The sequence below is a fragment of the Arthrobacter sp. RIT-PI-e genome, assembly GCF_001187915.1.
Classification (GTDB): Bacteria; Actinomycetota; Actinomycetes; order Actinomycetales; family Micrococcaceae; genus Arthrobacter_D.
The window spans coordinates 1-18,939 of the sequence record NZ_LGIU01000044.1; the positions used below are offsets into that span (position 1 = coordinate 1).

Sequence of the window (18,939 nt, forward strand, 5' to 3'; positions counted from 1 at the left end):
AGCACGCTGGGTCATGAGGTGGAAGCCCGCCCTGAACGCGTTCGCGATCACCTTCGCAGGACGCTTCGAGAAGACCAACTACTAATGAAAACGCCGGACCCCACACACCGTTTATCGGACAGACCCCGACGCTTCGACAAGGCCGGGATTCCCGAGCATGCACCTCGCATGATGTCGTCCTCGGGCCTCCTGACCACATGGGCATGGTTCAAGCCCCCACCGCTTCGCTGATCGTGAGAGCGCTACGGTCGCGCTTCTCGGAGGAGTTGCTCGAGTGTGTGCTCAACCGCCAGGGGTGGGTGCGTGAGAGTGGTTTCGAGGGTCGGGTTCACGACATCGAACTCGCCTCGTCGAGCGGCGTGGAACATGTCGAGGGAGAAGTCGGCGACCATGGGGGGTAGTCCACGATCGATCGCCGCGGCCTTCCATTCATCGTCGCTCATCGTCACCCGGGTGATGGTGCGGCCGGTGAGGTGGGTGAGGATCTCGGCGATGTCTGCGAGGTCGAGGGTGGTTGATGCGGTCAGTGGCGGTGAGATGCCGGTCATCGTGTCAGTGCTGGTGAGAGCGATTGCGGCGGCTTCGGCCAGGTCCTCGTGCGCGGTCCAGGAGACGGGGCCGTCGTCGGGAACCGCGATCTGCCCGGTGGCCAGGGCGCTGTCGAGATGGATGCCGAGGGAGTTGGCGTAGAAGCCGTTCCGGAGGGCGAGGAAAGGTACTCCTTGCTGCGCGAGGTGTTCCTCGGTCGCGGCATGGACCCTCTGGGGTGGGAAGAACGAGTCCGGTGAAGCCGCTTGGTGGCTCGTGTACAGAATCCGCGAGGCACCTCCCGCGAGCGCGGCGTCGATAGCGGCACGGTTCGCCTCGAAAGCTCCTCCTCCACGGATGGCGGCGGAGACGACGAGGACCTGGTCGGCGCCCTCGAAGGAGCGTGTGAGCGTGTCCGGCCGGGTGAAGTCCCCCGTCCTCACTCGCACTCCTCTCGCTGCGAGCCCTCCCGCCTTCGACTCGTCCCGCACACTGACCCCTACCGTCTCGGCGGGCACCCGTTCGAGGAGGTGGTCCACGATGCGGCTACCGAGGTTCCCGGTCGCCCCAGTGATGATGATCATTGATATACCTCTGTTGTTTTCATTGATAATGGATGTGTTGACCATAGGCTTCGTTTCCGCCGGAATCAAGACTTTGATATCATTGGTTCATGACGATCGATGCAGAGGCTTCCTCACGCGCCGGGCTGCGCGCACACATCATCGAAAGTGCTGCCCGGTTGCTTCGAGAAGGTGGGGCCGCTGCAGTCACGACTCGACGGGCAGCGGACGCCGCGGGCGTGCAGCCCCCGACGATCTACCGTCTGTTCGGCGACAAGGACGGACTGCTCGATGCAGTAGCGGAGCACGTCATGGCACGTCATGTCACAGGCAAAGCAGCACACGCCCATGCGGACGAGGATCCGGTGGAAGCACTGCGATCGGGGTGGCACGCACAGATCGACTTCGGCCTGTCGAACCCGGAGCTCATCCGACTGATGAACGCCCGCCACGGCACCTCCCCCGCCATCGAAGCGGGCATCAAGGTGCTTCAGGCCCGCATCCACAGCCTCGCTACCGCTGGTCTCCTGCACGTCAGTGAGCGACGCGCCCTCGACATGATCCACGCCGCTGGTACCGGCGCCGTCCAGGCCCTCCTCGAAACCCCTCCCGAGAAGAGAGACCTCGGGCTTGCAGACGCTCTTCTTGACGCCGTGCTCACCCGGATCACCCGGCCACGATCAGCGAAGAACAAGACGGACAGCACTACCTCGACCACCGTCACCTTCGCCACCGTCGTCCCGCAACTACCCGGCCTGAGCACCGCGGAACGATCCCTCATGCTCGAATGGCTGGAACGATCCATCCAGACAGCACAACAGCACTGATCGACGCACCCGAAGATCAGCGGAGAAGACACCGCAACAAGAACAGGGCACCAAAGTACGCCGAGCCGAGAGCGGCATGATTCTGGTGCGGAGCGGCTCATCCACCGTGGGCATGCCGTTGTAGGGAAAGGGGGTGAGATCGCGTTCGAGTTTTTCCTCCGCGTGGCGCTCATGACCGGACAGTGCCGTGACGGGTCCTTCGCGGCGTGATCATTCGACGTGCTCACGTGTCGTCAGGACGCGGGCGAGGACGATGACGAAGAGTCCGGCCAGGGGTACGACGAGGAGTCCGTAGCGGAGCTCTGTGGTGTCGGCGATCGCCCCGACGACCGGTGGTGAGACCAGGAATCCGACGCGGAGCAGCCAGCTGAGGATGGTCAGCCCGGCGCCGGTCCTGAAGCCGGGAAGCTCGTCGGCTGCTTGCATCGCCGCTGGTATGAGCGTTGCGACTCCTAGGCCGGCGAGGCCGAACCCGATGATGGTCGAGGGGATGCTCGGGAGGAGCAGGGCGGCACCCATGCCGATGAGGACGATGATGCCGCCGATGCGGGCGATGAGTCGTTGGCCGAACCGGTCGACCAGGCGGTCGCCGAAGAGCCGTCCGATGAACTGCATGCCCTGTAACGCGATGAACCCGAGTCCCGCGACGAAGGACGAAGCGGCAAGAGATCCGCTGAGGTAGATCGCCGCCCAAGAGCTTCCCGCATCTTCCACGAGGGCCCCTGAGGAAGCGATGATCACCAGAGCAGCCAGAATCGCGTACTTACCGGTGGTACCGGCGCGCTTCCGGTCAGTGGATCCCTCAGCATGGTTCCCGTCATAGCCGGTGTCGGTCTGAGTGTCGGTGCTTGCGTCGAGGTGGTGGGGTTCTGGTCCGGTCAGGAGGAGACGGTAGACACCGGCGGCCGCCAGGCTGAAGATGATCGCGGTGACTCCGAGGTGTAGGGCCAGGGGTGCACCGAGTCCGGCGGCGAGGGCGCCGAACGCACCGCCGATGACTGCTCCGATGCTCCAGACGGCGTGGAAGGAGTTGAGGATGGACCGCTTGTAGAGTTTCTGCACACGTAGGCCGTGCGAGTTCTGGGCGACGTCGGTGATGGAGTCCATGGCCCCGGCGATGAACAGACCACTGGCGAGGATGGCCCAGCTCGGGCTTGTCGCGGCAAGGAGAATGCCCGCTGCGGCGGCGAACGTCGAGACGATTGCGACCCTTGAGGAGCGGTACCGGCGTATCAGCACTCCGGCAGTGAGGCCGGCCAGCAGTGCTCCGAGTGGGTAGGCGGCCACCGCAGCCCCGAAAGCGGTGTTCGTCAGCCCGAGCGCGTCCTTGATCTCCGGGTAGCGCGGAAGGATGCTGGCGAAGATGGCGCCGTTGGTGAAGAACAGCACGGAGACAGCGACTCTGGCCCGGGACGCATCGCGAGGAGGAGCTGGTTGAGTGGGACGTGCGAGGACCATGGAGGACCTTTCCGATGTCTGGGTGGAACATTGCGGGAGTGCAGATGCGCGGCAGTATCCGGTTCGCTACGTGGCCGGTAGGTTCTCGGACGGACCACGAGGTGACAGGACCTGCTCCACAGACGCTCGAGCCCCCGTCTCGTAGGGTGCTTCCTGGTGAGATGGACTTACCGGCGCGGATCCGAGCTGCTGGTCCGCGGCCTCGACGTAGGCCATGGGGACCTGTGGGGAACTCGTCGTCAGTGCCTGTCTCAGCCGCGTCGAGGCGAAGAGCGCGATGATGCCTTCGACCCCCTGATTCAGGAGCAGACCGATTTGCCCGGTGGTCACAGCAGGAGCCTCGATCGGGACATGGCGAATGATGACGGCGTAGCCCCGACGCTGAGCGGCCAAATCGACCGCCTGGATCGCGGCCGCCGCGTCGCCGTGGTCATTGTCCTGTGCGATGACGAGCCCTATCAGTCGTGAGTGCTGCGTGACCAAGGTCTGCGCTGCGCGGTTCGGTCGGTAGTGCAGCTCCGCCACCGCACGCAGAACAGCGGTGCGCGTGTCACTGGCCACCAGGTGCTGGTTGTTCACCACGCGCGAGACCGTCTGTGCCGACACGCCGGCAAGCCGTCCCACATCACGAAGCGTCGGAGGGCGGGAAGTCCCCTCCCGCGGTGCGGCACCCGACGCAACACCCGGGAGTTCACGGGTTCGACGAACCACACGACCCCCTCATGTTCCCTGGATACCCACGACGACGACATCGGAGAAAATGCCGTTGACAGCGGACGACCGCTGATCAGCATTCCGTGAACGTTCCCGGTCACGTTCACGGAACGCTAGCATTAGGGTAGGAAGCATGGCAAACACCTCGCGACCGGCAACCATCGTGGATGTTGCCCGGGTTGCAGGGGTGTCGCGGCAGACGGTGAGCCGGGCGATGAATGGGCTGCCTGACATCAGCGCTGAGACGCGGGAGCGCGTCATCGAGGCTGCGCGGACCCTGAAGTACCGGCCCAATCGGGCGGCACAGGGTCTGGTCCGGGGCCGGGAGACGACGATCGGGTTCGTTGTGGAGGACCTGCAGAATCCCTATTACCCTGAGCTTGCCTCGGCTCTGAGCAGGATCGCCGGTGAGCGGGGTTGGACCGTGATGTTGTGCGATGTCGGACAGAGCATGGAGAGCGCATCGGCCCAGCTCACCTCACTCGTTCGTCGGGTCGATGCCCTCGTGATCACCGGCTGTCAGGGCGGCAGCGTGGGCGCGATACCGGTGAGCACGTTCAAGCAGTCGATTGTGGGGATCCCTACCGTCATCCTCGACGGATCATCGGAGGATGCCTTCGACGCCTATGTGAGCATCGACCATCGTGCCGGGGTAGTACGGGCCTTGGATCACCTGGTCGGCAGGGGACGCCGACACATTGCCATGATCGACACCCTGCAGATGGACTCCCTACGACGTGACTCCTACCGGGACTACCTGGTGCGGCACGATCTTGCGTGGACGGAGGACTCGGAGGTTCGGGTCGAGGAAACCCTCGCAGGAGGTATCACAGCTGCGACAACGCTGATGGAGCGGTACCCGCAGATGGATGCGATCCTCGCCTACAACGACATCCTTGCGATCGGGGCCCTCAAAGGGCTTGGCCGTTCGGGCGTCCAGGTACCCGAGAGCATCTCGGTGATGGGAATTGACGGGCTCGCCGTCGGAGCCATGGTCACGCCGGAACTCACGACCCTGGCTATCGACAAGACCGAACTCGCACGTCACGCCATCGAACTGCTCGATGACATCGTGAGTAGCTCCGCAGTCTCCGGAGCCGGCGCCTCCCGGACCTTGCAGTACGAGCTCACCCTCAGGGGCTCCAGCTAGATCCGTTCACAGCGGGACACGTCCGAGGGAGCGCCCGCACTACCGCGGTAGGGATCTCCCGCGTACGTGCCTGGGGATGCCGAAGCAGGACGGTGACACGGCCTGTCCGTGGGCGGCCGGGGGTGCCGGCTCCTGTGGGGCACGTCTGGCCCGGGCAGTGGTCGAGGTCGGCTACGACGTCGCCGGAACTCCACGCATGAGCGCCCGACGTCGCCGCGCGATCGATCCGAGCGGCACCCCGATCGCCGAGGTGGCGCAGGGCGCACCCAAGTGCCACACCCCGACGCCGGATCACTGCACGCTGGACGCACCTGGCTTGTCGTCCGGAACGATACCGCTTCATCCCTTGGCCCGTTCGCGGGCTTCCTCCCGGCCACCGTGGAGCGTGAGGTAACTCCTTGGCCGGCGCTTTTCTCGGTGTGGGCGCGGCCGTCGATGATCCCGGAACGACCGGTACGTCGAATCATGACCGGACAGCCATGTAGGACGAACCCGCCTTGCGCAGTGAAGACACCGTGGTCGGGCCCGATGGAGAATCAGGACGCAAGCGCCAACCAGACGCCGATCCCCGGACCCGCACTCATCGGTGATGACGAGCCGCCGGGTATGGAAGGCTTCATGCAGGGAAGGTTACGGGTGGAAGGGATTGGTCTGCATGCGTCTGAGAACGACCACGACCGGCACGGGATCACGACGTATAGGGCTCGTCCATGGTCTCGGTGGAAGTAGCGAGCTATGGCAGCCAGTGACTCGGTACCTCCTGGAAACTGGGCAGTACACGGTGACCACCGTTGACCTCCGTGGCCACGGTGAGAGCGCTCGCGCTTCCTCCTACACCCTGGAGGACTTCGCCGGCGATCTCGCTGAATCCCTCCCGACAGGCCTCGACGCTCTTGTCGGTCACTCCCTGGGAGGTTCGGTCCTGGTCCGAGCCGTTGAACGACTTCAACCAGCACGAGCGGTCTACCTGGACCCCGGGTTCCGCTTGAACCTCCCCACCACCGGGGTTACCGGGCGACTGTTCTGGCTGGCCCCTACGCTCTGCCTGGGAGTTGCCGGTTTGGTCCAGGCCCGTCGTGGTGCTCGTGTGCGCGCCGGCTACTCCCCCGAGATTCGCGCGTCCCTCGCCCGATCCCGTTCCGCCTTCGACGCGGCCATGGCACCGATCGTCTTCAAAGACGTGGCTCACAACCCTCTACCGGTGGCACCGCCGGCTGTCCCCTCGACGATCGTCCTCTCCGATGAGTCCCCGGCGGTGCTTCCCGATGATCTCGCGACCGAACTCCGAAACCACGGCTGGCGTGTATGCCGTCTGCCCGGCGTTCACCACGACATGCACCTCGAAGCACCCCACCGAAGCGCCACAGCCATCATCGGCTCCTTCCAACCCTGAACCCACAGGAACTCACCACGACGACTCCTCGCGTACGTGACTCCTCGGGTCTGAAAGACCTCAGTCCTCCAGTCCCTCGTGAATCGGGATCCGCTCGATTCCGTCACTTCTGCGCTGGTGCTTTGAGGTGTCCTTCAACTGCAACGCTGCGCCCAGCTGGGTGCTGCCGGTTGGCCGATGCGGTGGGAAAGCCTGCGGACGTCGTAGATGCCGGTGGTGTTCACCGGGTTCGTCCGACCGGAGCAGAAGGTTCTCGGGGTGTCCCGGAGGTCGTGGAAGGGTCAACCGAGGGTGTGGGTCGAGGTGCTGAGGTCAGTGCTGGTCGGGGACGTAGAGCACCGCGGAGCAGTGCTGTGGTGATCAGGCTTGCCCTGTTGCGGACGTTCCACAACCGCATGACCCGGCCGAGGTGCCATTTCACTGCCTGGGGGCTGTAGGCGGTGGCATGGGCTATTTCCTGGTTCGAGTGTCCCTGGGCGGCCAGGAGCACCATGTTCAGGTCACCGCCGTCCAGGTGACCCGGTACGGGCACGAGATCCAACGGGGTCGCTACCGAGTCATCTGTAGCACCTGCATCGGCGTTCTTCACGCCACGTGTTCCCCGGGGTGGTACCGCGGACACCTCGGTGGAGGGCGTCCCGGATCGATGAAGCTCTGACCAGGCCTGCGCCCAACAAGCGGCGAGTTCCGTTGCGACGAGGGACGCGCGCCCCAGGATCGTGGACAGTTCCGCGGTCGACAGGTGTGAATGGTGGGGTTTCAGGAACGCGCTGAAAACGCGCAACGCTGGAACGCCGCCGTGGAGAACAGTACGCAGCGGTACATCCGCCACGATCACTGCCTGCGCTGATCCGCGCACCACCTCGACGCTGTTCCTGGACAGTGGTTCCCCCGTGTCCAGGCAGTTCAGGACATCGGGCAGGATCAGCGGCACGATCTCCTGGTACCGCTGGGCCAACCACTGTCCGCTGTGGGTCGGTTCGAAGTTCTGCGGTTGCAGGAGTGCTGTCTCGAGCTCACTACTGCGGTCCACCAGGAAACCCATCGTGTCCACTACTCGCCTTCATGTAGTCCGTCCCCCTGCCCGAGTCTAGGTCGATCACAGATCATTGGCCGGAAGGCTAAGCATCCGTTCCAGGCGTTGTGGCGCAGGCCGCGAGGTAGAAGGGTGGAACAGGTGCCACCGGGTACGCAGGAACGGATCAAGGGGAGTTGAAGAGCATGTCCAATCGTACGAAGAAGATCGGCTCACGAACCGGAATCATCACCGCCGTCGCAGCGCTCGGCGTAGGGCTACTGAGTCCCGTCTCCGCGGCCTACGCAGATGAGGAAGCCCCTACCATCCAGCAGCTCACCGAGGACTGCGATGGTTCAGGGTGGAACCATGGTGGCACCGGTTGGACCATGTTCCTGGACGGATGCACCTTCGAGGAGGAAAGCAGCACCACCTACAAGGACTGGAAAGCCGTCGGGGACACGGTCACCAACTGCACCGCCGACCGCGGCGTCATCGACCAAGCCCTGACCGGTAGTGAGTCATGGTCCTCCGGTGGCTCCATCGGCGGTAGCGCCAGCGCGGTGAAGAGTTTCTTCACCGGAGGCCTGTCGGGTGAGTACAACTGGAACCACACCGTCACCGAAACCAACGCGTCGACCATCCACGTCGAGCCGGGCCGGAAGGCCACCCTGACAGCCGGTGCCGAAATTCACGAGAAGAAGGGACGCATCCGCGTCAACTACTCCTCACAGCTGGCCGGTCACTACATCTGGTACATCAACGACGTCACCATCAGCACCCCCACCGGGTACACCGAGACGGGCCAGGACAACAAGGACTGCAGCGAGACCCTCCTCAACGGACGCTAGGAGCACACCGCGCCCGGAGTGCTGAGCCCTGCAACCACCTGACGATCGATCGGTCGGCCCCGGAAGACAGTACGGGGCCGGCCGATCGTCGCCGGATATCGATCATCATGCTGCACAGAACTGCACCCGAACACCACTGATGCGCCATCGATCGGTCACTACCGACGGATCGATGGCTCGAAGGTGAGGACCTGGTACAGAGCGGAACTGGACGTGCTGACCGCCGCAGTACTCTCCCGCACCCTCTTCTCCGCGAGGGCCCGCAGGATCCCAACACCATCTGGTCGTTCGCCGCGAACACCGCCGTGCAGTCCCCCGCAGCAACGGCGACTCCGCGCCGCCCCCCGCCACGAGAGTGGGACTGCTCACAGGAATCCAGCTACGCCCTCACTGCGGACCACGAAGAACTCAAGAGCACGCGCACCGACCCCCGGCTCCGAGGTCGGGGGATCGCAGCCCAGCTGCTGCAGCACGTGCTCGCCGACGCGGCCTCCCGCTAGGTTGGATGCATCTCCCTGGGAACGGGGTCCAGAGAATTCTCCGCACCGGCGCGGGCGTTCTACGCGAGATACGGATTCACCACCTGCGTACCCTTCGGCTCCTACCGCGAGGACCCTCACAGCGCCTACATGACGTGCCGCCTATGACCAGTGCACGATGTGGGTGCCATGAAGGTACGCGCCGAGGATCACTAGTCTCGACCCATGACGGACTTCCCTCAGCTACTCCACACGGTCCTCGACACCACCGACGTGCGAGGACTGGCGGAGTTCTACCGCCGGCTTCTCGGCCTCCGGTACCGCCCGGGAGACGAGCCCTCAGGCACCGATGACGCCGCCGATTGGCTGGTCCTGACCGACGGTCACGGCAACCGGGTCCTCGCCTTCCAGCAGGTCGACGAACTGAAGCGGACGACGTGGCCCTCACCCGACGTCCCCATGCAGATGCACCTCGACCTCACCGTTCCCGATCAGCAGGCACTGGACACCCAGCACTCCCGGGCACTGGCGCTGGGAGCCGAACTCCTCCTGGACCGATCAGATGACCCCGACGAGCCGTTGTACGTGTACGCCGATCCGGCCGGTCACCCGTTCTGCATCTTCGTCGCGTGAAGCCGTGTCGAGGCCTTTACGAGAACAGCTTCCGTCGAGTGGGCGGAAAGCACGGACGGCTCGCGACCGAGAGACTCCCCCTCACACCGGACGCGATGTCCGGCTGGCCTCCACGAGCGTCCCCGCCGCGTAGACGGCGGCAACGCTGTCATCATCGTCGAGGAGGACGACGTCGGCCGCATAGCCGGGAGCGATCCGCCCGAACGTCGCCTCGAGGCCCAGGACCGCCGCGGGGACGGATGTGAGCGCATCGACCATTGCCGGTAGGGGTAGCCCGCACAGTTCGACGGCAGTGCGCAGGGCGCTGTCCAGGGTGAGCGTGGAACCGGCGAGTGTCCCGTCGTCGAGCATGGCCGTCCCGTCCCGCACCAGGACGGGCAGAGAACCGAGCGTGTAGGAGCCGTCACAGCACCCTGCGGCAGACATCGCGTCGCTCACCAGCGCGATACGGCCCGGTGCCGCCGCGAAGGCCGTGCGCACCACATCCGGATGCACGTGCACCCCGTCCACGATGAGCTCGAGGACGAGTCGCTCGTCGGCGAGAGCGACACCCAGCGGTCCGGGGGAACGGTGGTGCAGGCCCGGCATCGCATTGAACGCATGCGTGAGTAGGCGGGCACCGCGGTCGACGGCGGCACGGGTCACATCCGCGTCGGCCTCGGTGTGCCCGACGGCGCAGACCACGCCCGCTCGCGTGAACCGTTCGATGGCGTCGAGCGCCCCGGGCCGCTCGGGGGCGAGGGTGATCTGACGCAGGCACCCGTCGGCGGCTTCCAGCAGCCGGTCGACGACGGCGGGTGTCGGGGTGGGGAGGGCCGAGGCGTCGGGCGCACCCCGCCGGGTGGGCGCGAGGAACGGTCCCTCCAGATGTGCTCCGAGCACCAGCGGATCGTCCAGTGCGGCGATGACCCGCAGGCTGTCCACGAGGTCCTCGATCGGCGCCGAGACGAGACTCAGCACGGAGCGGGTGGTCCCGTGCACACGATGCACCGCGAGCGCGGAGTGGATGTCCTCCCGCGTCCCGTCGAAGGACCGCCCTCCCCCGCCGTGGCAGTGCAGGTCGATGAATCCGGGTGTGACCCGGCGTCCGCCACCGGACACCGCCTCGTCAGCGTGCGGCGGCGTCCCGGTCCCGACGCCGGCGATCGTGTCGCCGTCGAACCGGATCCAGGTACCGGTGCTCCGCATGGACGAGCTGACAGCACGGACGTCCGTCAGGACGAACGTGCTCACGAGGTGATGGTGGCGACCAGTTCGGCGATGTGCGCCTCCCGCTCCTCACGTGACGCGGGCCGGCCGGGCACTCCGGGCCGCTGCTGCCAGGGCAGGGGCCCGGACTCCCGGCGATACTCCACCCCGAGCGCGTCCAACCGGGGCAGGTGGTCCTGCAACCGGTCGGCGAAGTCGTCGTACGCACCGCCGGGGCCGGACCACAGCACCTCGGCCACCGCGCAGAGCCGGGGGAAGGCGAAGTAGTCGATGGTGCGGGGGCTGTCCATGTGCTCGGTCCAGATGTTGGCCTGGCCTCCCAGGACGTGGCGCTCCTCGGCTTCCGTCAGTCCCTCGGGGACGGGGGCAAACGCGTATACGTCGGAGACGGTCAGCGGGATCGCCACGGGGATGGGCTCCCCGGGGTCCTCGGACTGCCGGTAGTCCAGGTACACCTGGTCGTCCGGGCAGGCGACGACGTCGTTGCCCCGGGCGATCGCTGCACGGGCGCCGGCCATCCCGCGCCAGGAGGCGACGACGGCGTCGGTGGAGAGGTCCCCCTCGAGGATCTCGTCCCACCCGAACACACGCCGTCCGCGGGCGGTGACGGTCTCCTCCAGGCGGCCGATGAACCAGGACTGGATGTCCGCCTCCTCCTTCAGACCCAGTTCTGCCATGCGCTCCTGGGTGCGCGGATCGGCCTTCCACTGCTCGCGTGGGCACTCGTCCCCGCCGACCCCGATGAAGGGGGCGGGGAAGAGGTCCATGACCTCCTCGAGCACGTTGCGGAAGAACTGCACGGTGGCGTCCTCGGCGTTGAGCACGGTGGGGTTGATCCCCCAGCGGGTAAAGACCTCCATCGGCTCCCCGGAGACCCCGAGCTCGGGGTACGCGGCGATGGCCGCCTGCGCGTGGCCCGGTGTCTCGATCTCCGGGACCACGGTGATGAAGCGCGCGGCGGCGTAGGCCACAATCTCCCGGATGTCGGCCTGCGTGTAGTAACCGCCGTGGGGCCGGCCGTCGGACGGCGATGCGGGGTCCGCACCCACCTGCGTCTCCCGCCGCCACGCGCCGACCTCGGTGAGGCGCGGGTAGCGCAGGATCTCCACACGCCATCCCTGGTCGTCGGTGAGGTGCAGGTGGAGGGTATTGAGCTTGTGCAGCGCCATGAGGTCGATGAACCGCAGCACGTCGTGCTTCGGGAGGAAGTGGCGGACGACGTCGAGCATGGCACCACGCCAGCCGAAGCGGGGCGTGTCCTCGATGGTGACCGGCGCGACGGCCCTGGAGGCGCCCTCGACGGCGGCCCGCCGGTGGATGTCCGCCGGCAGCAGCTGCAGCAGGGTCTGCACGCTGCGGAACACACCCGCCGCGGATCCCCCGGTGAGGCGCACGGAATCGGCGTCGACCACCAGCCGGTAGCCCTCCTCCGCGAGCGCGTCGTCGATCTCCAGACAAATCGAGCCTTCGGTCCGCAGGGGCAGCTCGAGTCCGGTGGCCGGCCGCAGCGCCGCCTGCAGCAGCAGGGCGACCGCGGTGAGACTTTCGGGGGCGGTGATGGCGGTTGTCCCGGTGAGGAGGAACGGGTTGCCGGTCGGAGCCGGGGTGGTGGAGGTGGGGAGCGGCAGCATGGTTATCCCTTCACGGCCCCGGCGGACATGCCGGAGACGAGGTTGCGCTGGATGATCAGGAAGAAGATGATGACCGGCAGCGAGATCAGCACGGAGCCCGCCATCTGGCCACCGAAGTCGGTGCCCGTGGTGGGGGTGGTGAAGGAGGCCAGCCAGACCGGCAGCGTGTACATCCCCGGGTCCCGCATGAACGTGTAGGCCACGAGGTAGTCGTTCCAGGCGGCTATGAAGGCGAAGATGCTGGTGGAGATGACTCCGGGGGCCACGAGGGGGAAGAGCACGCTGAAGAGGATGCGAGTGGTGCCGGCGCCGTCGATCTTCGCGGCCTCCTCGATCTCGAGGGGGATCGCGATGAAGAAGCCGCGCATCACCCAGATGGAGAAGGGCAGCACCGCCGCCACGTAGGCGAGGATCAGACCCAGGAACGTCCCGAGCAGGTTCACGGCATTGAACATGAGGAACGTGGGGATCAGCAGGGCCGCCCCCGGGAGCATCTGGACCGCCAGGATCGTGACCATGATGGCCCTGCGCCCGCGGAACCGGAAGCGGGAGAGCGCCGCGGCGGCGAAGAACCCGACCACCACCGAGAGCACCACGGTCCCGGCGACCACGATCAGGCTGTTGACCAGGTTCGTGAGGAAGGAGGTCCCGGTGATGGCCAGCACGAAGTTGTCCAGGGTGGGCGCGCTCGGCAGGAAGTGGGGTGTGGCGGTGGTGATCTCGCTGCGGGGCTTGAACGCCGTGTTGACCATCCAGTAAACCGGGAAGATCCACACGATGCAGAAGATCACGGCGATGGTGTTGCTCACCCACCGGACGGGACGCCTGCGTCGTCGTCGTGGCTGCTTGAGGTCCGGCGCCTGTCCGATCGTCGTGAGGGCGTCCTGCGTGGTCGCAGGGGCCTGCGGCGCATTGGTGGTGAGGTTCATAGGTCTTCTCCCGACCGGATGAGGTTGCGGATGTACACGGCGGTGAGTCCCAGCAGGATGACCGTGCTGATCACCGAGATCGCAGCACCGCCACCGAGGTCGAAGCCCACGAATGCGGTCTGGTAGGTGAACACGCCGAGGGTGGTGGTCGCGCTGTCGGGGCCACCGCGGGAGATCAGCCAGATCTGGTTGAACACGTTGAAGTCCCAGATGATGGACAGGATGGTGATCAGCAGCAGCGTGGGCTTCAGGAACACCAGCGTGATACCGCGGTAGATGGTCCACTCGCTGGCGCCGTCGAGGCGAGCGGCCTCGTAGTACTCGATCGGGATCTGAATCTGCGCCGCGTACAGGGTCAGGGCGATGAACGGGACGGCCTGCCACACGATGAGCGCCCAGATGCTCGCCGCGGACAGGAGGGGGTCCTGGGCCCAGTTGGTGGCGGTCATGTCACCGAAGACCATCAGGCGGGTCAGCAGCCAGTTGAGCACCCCGTAGCCGGGCTGGAACAGCCAGGTCCACACGATCGACGACGCCACATTGGGCATGGCCCAGGCGCAGATCAGCACTACGGTCACCACATAGCGCATGGGCGGGCCGAGGCGCGTCATCAGGGCCGCCACCGCCATGCCGATCACCACGCTGCCGATCACCATCGCCGCGGTGAAGAGGATGGTGCGCAGCAAGGAGAGCCAGAAGTCCGGGTCGGTGAACACCCGCGTGTACTGCTCGACGCCGACGCCGCTGTAGGTCCCGGTGAAGAGGCTGCGCTGGTTGAAGTCGGTGAAGGAGATGCCGACGAGCAGGATGATGGGCAGCACCGTCACCGCGATCATCACGAGCCCGGCCGGGGTCAACAGGATTGCGGGTGCGAGCTGCCGTCGCTTCCGGGGCCGGGGCGGAGTGCCCTCGGTTCCCGTGCGAGGGGCAGGGCGTTCTGTCGAGGTACTCATGACGGCTGCCCCTTTCCTGGGGTGAGGTGGTGGTCGGCGGCCACCGGACGGTGTCCGGTGGCCGCCGACCGGGGGTGCAGGATCAGTTGGCGCCGAGCACGGAGTCGAGGTGGTCGTCGAACTGGGTGGCGGCCTCGTCCACTGGCTTGGAGCCGGAGGCAATCGAGGAGAAGAGATCGTTGATGGAGCGGTCGCCCTCGATGGTGGACCAGGTGGCCGCCGCCGGGGTGGCCTTGGAGTTCAGTGCGGCTTCGAAGAACCCCGCCTGGTGCTCCGGGAGCTCCGTGGCCTGTGCGGCCTCGATGGCCTCGGTGCTGTTGGGGATCCAGCCGTCCACGCCGAAGACGTAGTCGTCCTGGATCTCGGGGCCGGAGGCGATCTTGATCCACTGCAGGGCCAGCTCACTGTTCTGGCTGCGGGCCGGGATGGCCCAGTCGGAGCCCCCGATCATCACCGGCTGCGGCTCTCCCGACTTCCCGGGGAAGGGGAAGGTGCCGAGCATGTCCGCGGTCATCTCCGGGTTCACGTCCGTGATGCCCTTGATGCCACCACCGGTGTTGAGGATCGCGGAGGTCTTGCCGTCGCCGAACACCTGCCCCTGGCTGGGGGTCTGGTTGTCCAGGGTCGCCGAGGCGGGGCTGGAGTAGGTGTTCTGGAAGTCGGCGAAGTCCTGGAGCCCTTCGACGGCGGCGTCGCTGTTCATGTCACCGTTCCAGGTGCCGCCGTCCTCGACGGCGATCTCCCCGCCGGCGTCCCACACGAACTGCATGGCCGACTGCCAGTACTGGCCGGGGTAGTAGAACGGGGAGAAGTCGGGCTCGGTGTTCGCAGCTGCAACGGCGTCGAGCGCGGCAGTGAAGTCCTCGAAGGTCTCAGGCACCTCGGTGATCCCGGCGTCGGCCCACATCTCCTTGTTGTAGATGACCGCCCGTGCCCCGGCGAAGCCCGGGACCGCGTAGAGCGACTCGTCCACGCGTGCGGGGTCGGCGAGGCCGCCGAGCCAGGTGCGGCCCTGGGCGAGGTCGTCCTCGTAGGCGGTGAGGTCGAGCAGGCCGCCGTTGGCCGCGTACCCGGCCACCTGCGTGTTGCCGATGTCCAGCACGTCCGGCGGGGTGGAGGTGGCCAGCGCGGTGCTGATCTTGGTGGTGATGCCGTCCCACTGCTGCACCTGGATGTCCACGTCGGCGCCGGTCTCCTCGGTGAAGCGGGTGTTGATCGCCTCGAGGGTCTCGTCGGTGTAGTCGTCCTGCATGATCCAGACCGTCACGGTCTGCCCCTCGCCCTCGGCGCTGGGTACGGCGGCGGGCTCACCGGAACCGGTGGAGGATGCCGAGGACGAGCAGCCGCTCAGTGCCAGCAACGCTGCTGCACCGAGGGCTGTCACGGCGGTGATCCGGGTGTGTCGCATGGTGTGTCTCCTGATCGGATGAGCGGGTGTACCGCGGTGGAGGGGAACTGGGTGGACAGGGTGGCTGAGGTGGAGCTGGTCAGGTGATGCCGAGCTCTGCGCTGAGCACGAGGGCTGCGGCACCGAGGAGGATGAGGGGTCGGCTGGTGTCGGCGATCCGCACCCGCAGGCCTTCGTGGATGCTCGGGAAGGTGCGCGCGCGCAGAGTCCGTAGCACGCTGTACTCGAAGGGGCCGGTGAGCAGGTCCGCCGGCCCGGTGACGATGACGTCGTTGAGGTTCAGGGTGCTCACCACGGGAGCCAGGACCTGCCCCAGTGCTCGCCCCGCGTCCTCGAGGATCTCGTCCCGGCGTCCGACGTCGTGCGGCGCCTCCCCCGCGAGGCGGGAGGTGAGGTGCTGGGTGCCGATGACGGTCTCCAGGCACCCGCGCCGACCGCAGCCGCAGCGGTCACCGAGCTCGTCGACGGTGACGTGGCCGATCTCGCCGGCGGAGAAGCGCTCGCCGCGCACGAGTACGCCGTCAATGACCACTCCCAGACCCACCCCGTGCTCGAGGTGGACCACGAGGAGGCTGTTGGCCGCATCCCGGTCGTAGGTCCGGACCCCCAGGGCCGCGGCGTTCGCGTCATTGCCCACATGCGCCGGAGCACCGAAGCGTTCCGAGATCCGTGCTGCCAGTGGAAGGTCGGTCCAGTCGCGGTACACACCCTCGAGGACCACGCCGTCGGGGGTGATGATGCCGGGGGCACTGACGCCGAACCCGAGGATTCGGCGGGGAGCGGCGGCGGCGAGCCGTCCGCACAGCTCCAGTGCGATCTCCACCGCATCCTCCCCCGTGCTGGTCCCGCCGTCGATCTCCTCCCGTGCCACGATCGCCCCGGAGAGGTCGAGGACGGCGCCGGTGAAGCGGTCATCGGCGGAGAGGTCCACGGCGATGATGCTGTAGGCGTCGGACCGTAGGCCCACCAGGTTGGCGGGCTTCCCCACCCGGGAGTCGTCGCGCAGTCCCAGCTCGCTGATCAGCCCTTCCGAGGCGAGGTCGTTCACCAGGGCGGAGATGCTCGTGCGGGTCAACCCGGTGCTCCGGGCGAGGTCCGCGCGGCTGACCGCACCCGCGTGGAACAGGGACCGGAGGATCAGCGCGCGGTTGTGGAGGCGATTGTCCTCGGGGGTGGATCCCCGGCGCGGACCCTCTGTTCGTGGCGCAGCGACCACCCGGTTCACCGTCTGCTCGGTGGGATCCGTCATCACTGTCAACTCCTGGGTGAGCGCCGTCACAGGCGAATTAGTAAAGGAACCTACCAAACTAATCCTGGAAGCACCAGAGATTGATCACCATCATTTCGACTATGGAGCGATGAACAGGAAATCCGGCAAAAAAGTGACCCTTGCTTCAACGTAACTTTGTAAGCTTTACTGACAAATCAGCGGGGCGCTCACGAGGAGCGAGGCCCGACCTGGAGGGCACAGATGCGTCTTGGTTTGGATGTGGGCGGGACGAAGATCCACGCCGTGGCACTCGACAGCCGCAACACCGTGGTCGGTGAGACACGACTCCCCACCGGGTTCGGGATCGACGCCGTCCTCGCGCAGATCACGGAGGCCGTCGCCCGGGTGTCCGCCGAGGCCCTCCCCCGCACCCGCATCGAATCGGTGGGGATCGGGGTCCCCGGCATCGTCGACGCCGTCACCGGGCGGGTGCGCCACTCGGTGAATCTCGGTATCGAGGATCTCGAGCTGGCCGCAGCCGTCGGTACGGCCATGGGACTGCCCGTGGTCGTGGAGAACGACGTCAATGCAGCGACCCTCGGTGCCGCCCATGCGCCGGGTCTGCACGGCGTCGTGGGGTATCTCAATGTGGGTACCGGTCTCGCGGCGGGGATCGCGGGGAACGGGAGCCTCTGGCGGGGCGCCGGCGGGGCGGCGGGGGGATCGGCCCCCCGCCGTTCGGGATGAGGGGGCGCCGTGCAGTTGCGGGCCGCGCGGGCGCCTCGGGCCCGCGGCCTCCGGGCCCGCCCTCGCCCGGCTCTGGCCCTACGACGGTGAACACCGCGGGCAGGCCCTCTTCTCGGCAGCGGCTGCCGGTGACCGCCGGGCCGTCAGCGCCCGGGACGGACTGGTCACGGGAGTCGCCGCAGCCGTCCGGATCCTCACGCCCACCGTCGGGGCGGAAGCGGTGATCCTCGGTGGTGGCCTCACCCGCGTGGGTCGGCCACTGGTGGACGCGGTGCGTTCCACCCTGCGCAGCTGGGAGGCGGATTCACCCTTCCTCGCCACCCTGCACATGAGCCATCATGTCTCCGTGCTCGACGCCGGGACGCCCGTCGCGGCGATCGGCGCCGCGCTGCTCGCGCCCCCCGTCGGCGCGGGCGTACCCCAGGTGATCGCATGAGCGTCTCCGTGCGGATCGTGGCGGACGCCGCCGCCGTCGGGGACGCAGCTGCGGAACTCGTGATCGCCGGGCTCGGCGTCCGGGACGCACCCGTCCTCGGGGTGGCCACGGGCTCATCACCCCTTCCCGTCTACGCCGCCCTGGAGCGGCGGGGCCCGGCGGGGCGGCTGGGTCTGGGCCGCGCGCCGGCCCCCGCCCCGGGCGAGTACGTGGGGCGGCCCGCCGATCATCCCGAGAGCTACCGGTCCGTCGTGGACCGCGAGGTCACCACCCGGCTGGGTCTGGACCCGTCACGGGTCGCCGTGCCGGACGGTACGGCGGAGGATCTCGGCGCCGCATGCCGGCGCTACGAGGCGGCTCTCCGCGCCGCGGGAGGCGTGGACGTGCAGATCCTCGGCATCGGCTCCAACGGGCACATCGGCTTCAACGAACCGGGCACACCGGCAGATTCGCGGACCCGGGTCGCGGAGCTCATGCCCTCCACCCGCAATGACAATGCCCGCTACTTCCCGTCCCTCGCCGACGTCCCGGAGCGGTGCATCACCCAGGGCATCGGCACCATCCTCGAGGCGCGCAGCATCGTGCTCGTCGCCTCGGGTGAGGCGAAGGCGGACGCCGTGGCACGCGCGGTGTCCGGTACGCCGGATCCCACCTGCCCGGCAAGTGCCCTGCAGGCGCATCCGCGGGTGACCTTCGTCCTGGACACCGCCGCGGCGTCCCTCCTCGACCCGGCCCGCCACGGCGACCACGCCCTGCACTGAAACCTCTCCAGCGCCACCACCATGCATCATCCGCTCAGTCCGAC

18 protein-coding genes are annotated in these 18,939 nt (G+C 67.1%); 8 read left to right on the forward strand and 10 right to left on the reverse strand.

What is annotated here, in order from left to right; translation table 11 throughout:
* Positions 1 to 242: 242 nt before the first annotated feature.
* A complete protein-coding gene (locus AC792_RS05245; protein WP_049829522.1) occupies positions 243 to 1,112 on the reverse strand; it encodes an SDR family oxidoreductase in 870 nt (289 codons plus the stop codon).
* 89 nt (positions 1,113 to 1,201) lie between these two features.
* On the opposite strand from AC792_RS05245, the gene AC792_RS05250 reads away from it, so the two are divergent.
* The gene (locus AC792_RS05250; protein ID WP_049829523.1) at positions 1,202 to 1,918 is read left to right on the forward strand and encodes a TetR/AcrR family transcriptional regulator; all 717 of its coding nucleotides are present in this window, start codon (positions 1,202 to 1,204) and stop codon (positions 1,916 to 1,918) included.
* Positions 1,919 to 2,128: 210 nt separating this feature from the next.
* Here the strand turns inward: AC792_RS05250 and AC792_RS05255 are convergent, their stop codons facing one another.
* Both AC792_RS05255 and AC792_RS05260 read right to left on the reverse strand, forming a co-directional pair.
* A complete protein-coding gene (locus tag AC792_RS05255; RefSeq protein WP_049829524.1) occupies positions 2,129 to 3,376 on the reverse strand; it encodes an MFS transporter in 1,248 nt (415 codons plus the stop codon).
* 66 nt (positions 3,377 to 3,442) lie between these two features.
* Complete coding sequence (locus AC792_RS05260; protein ID WP_082177468.1) at positions 3,443 to 4,087, reverse strand: LacI family DNA-binding transcriptional regulator; 645 nt, start codon at positions 4,085 to 4,087, stop codon at positions 3,443 to 3,445.
* A 136-nt stretch (positions 4,088 to 4,223) separates the two neighbouring features.
* Here AC792_RS05260 and AC792_RS05265 point away from each other — a divergent pair, with 136 nt between their 5' ends.
* Together AC792_RS05265 and AC792_RS16240 are read left to right on the forward strand one after the other, a co-directional pair.
* Positions 4,224 to 5,240: a LacI family DNA-binding transcriptional regulator gene (locus tag AC792_RS05265; RefSeq protein ID WP_082177469.1), complete on the forward strand. Its 1,017-nt coding sequence runs from the start codon at positions 4,224 to 4,226 to the stop codon at positions 5,238 to 5,240.
* A gap of 655 nt (positions 5,241 to 5,895) precedes the next feature.
* Positions 5,896 to 6,633: an alpha/beta fold hydrolase gene (locus tag AC792_RS16240; RefSeq protein WP_082177470.1), complete on the forward strand. Its 738-nt coding sequence runs from the start codon at positions 5,896 to 5,898 to the stop codon at positions 6,631 to 6,633.
* A gap of 220 nt (positions 6,634 to 6,853) precedes the next feature.
* On the opposite strand, the gene AC792_RS16245 is transcribed toward AC792_RS16240, so the two are convergent.
* The gene (locus AC792_RS16245) at positions 6,854 to 7,678 is read right to left on the reverse strand and encodes a LuxR C-terminal-related transcriptional regulator (RefSeq protein WP_235436406.1); all 825 of its coding nucleotides are present in this window, start codon (positions 7,676 to 7,678) and stop codon (positions 6,854 to 6,856) included.
* Between the two features lie 176 nt (positions 7,679 to 7,854).
* Here AC792_RS16245 and AC792_RS05270 point away from each other — a divergent pair, with 176 nt between their 5' ends.
* Positions 7,855 to 8,499: a hypothetical protein gene (locus tag AC792_RS05270; RefSeq protein WP_049829527.1), complete on the forward strand. Its 645-nt coding sequence runs from the start codon at positions 7,855 to 7,857 to the stop codon at positions 8,497 to 8,499.
* A 704-nt stretch (positions 8,500 to 9,203) separates the two neighbouring features.
* Complete coding sequence (locus AC792_RS05275) at positions 9,204 to 9,611, forward strand: VOC family protein (protein ID WP_049829528.1); 408 nt, start codon at positions 9,204 to 9,206, stop codon at positions 9,609 to 9,611.
* An 81-nt stretch (positions 9,612 to 9,692) separates the two neighbouring features.
* On the opposite strand, the gene nagA is transcribed toward AC792_RS05275, so the two are convergent.
* From nagA to AC792_RS05305, 6 genes are all read right to left on the reverse strand, one after another.
* Complete coding sequence (gene nagA / locus AC792_RS05280) at positions 9,693 to 10,844, reverse strand: N-acetylglucosamine-6-phosphate deacetylase (RefSeq protein ID WP_235436399.1); 1,152 nt, start codon at positions 10,842 to 10,844, stop codon at positions 9,693 to 9,695.
* Positions 10,841 to 12,451: a beta-N-acetylhexosaminidase gene (locus AC792_RS05285; protein ID WP_049829529.1), complete on the reverse strand. Its 1,611-nt coding sequence runs from the start codon at positions 12,449 to 12,451 to the stop codon at positions 10,841 to 10,843. Before AC792_RS05285 ends, nagA begins: the two co-directional genes overlap by 4 nt.
* Positions 12,452 to 12,453: 2 nt before the next feature.
* Positions 12,454 to 13,380, reverse strand: a complete 927-nt coding sequence (locus AC792_RS05290; RefSeq protein ID WP_082177472.1) for a carbohydrate ABC transporter permease — start codon at positions 13,378 to 13,380, stop codon at positions 12,454 to 12,456.
* Positions 13,377 to 14,333, reverse strand: coding sequence for a carbohydrate ABC transporter permease (locus AC792_RS05295; protein WP_049829530.1), 957 nt, complete (start codon positions 14,331 to 14,333; stop codon positions 13,377 to 13,379). Before AC792_RS05295 ends, AC792_RS05290 begins: the two co-directional genes overlap by 4 nt.
* 82 nt (positions 14,334 to 14,415) lie before the next feature.
* The gene (locus tag AC792_RS05300) at positions 14,416 to 15,741 is read right to left on the reverse strand and encodes an extracellular solute-binding protein (protein WP_049829531.1); all 1,326 of its coding nucleotides are present in this window, start codon (positions 15,739 to 15,741) and stop codon (positions 14,416 to 14,418) included.
* 79 nt (positions 15,742 to 15,820) lie between these two features.
* A complete protein-coding gene (locus tag AC792_RS05305; protein ID WP_049829532.1) occupies positions 15,821 to 16,990 on the reverse strand; it encodes an ROK family transcriptional regulator in 1,170 nt (389 codons plus the stop codon).
* 222 nt (positions 16,991 to 17,212) lie between these two features.
* Here AC792_RS05305 and AC792_RS17890 point away from each other — a divergent pair, with 222 nt between their 5' ends.
* From AC792_RS17890 to AC792_RS05320, 3 genes are read left to right on the forward strand one after another with little or no spacing between them, the layout of a single operon-like run.
* Entirely contained in the window at positions 17,213 to 17,698 is a 486-nt protein-coding gene (locus AC792_RS17890) for an ROK family protein (RefSeq protein WP_082177473.1), read from the forward strand.
* The gene (locus tag AC792_RS17895) at positions 17,598 to 18,134 is read left to right on the forward strand and encodes an ROK family protein (protein WP_082177474.1); all 537 of its coding nucleotides are present in this window, start codon (positions 17,598 to 17,600) and stop codon (positions 18,132 to 18,134) included. Before AC792_RS17890 ends, AC792_RS17895 begins: the two co-directional genes overlap by 101 nt.
* Positions 18,131 to 18,895: a glucosamine-6-phosphate deaminase gene (locus tag AC792_RS05320; protein ID WP_049829535.1), complete on the forward strand. Its 765-nt coding sequence runs from the start codon at positions 18,131 to 18,133 to the stop codon at positions 18,893 to 18,895. Before AC792_RS17895 ends, AC792_RS05320 begins: the two co-directional genes overlap by 4 nt.
* Positions 18,896 to 18,939: the final 44 nt, after the last annotated feature.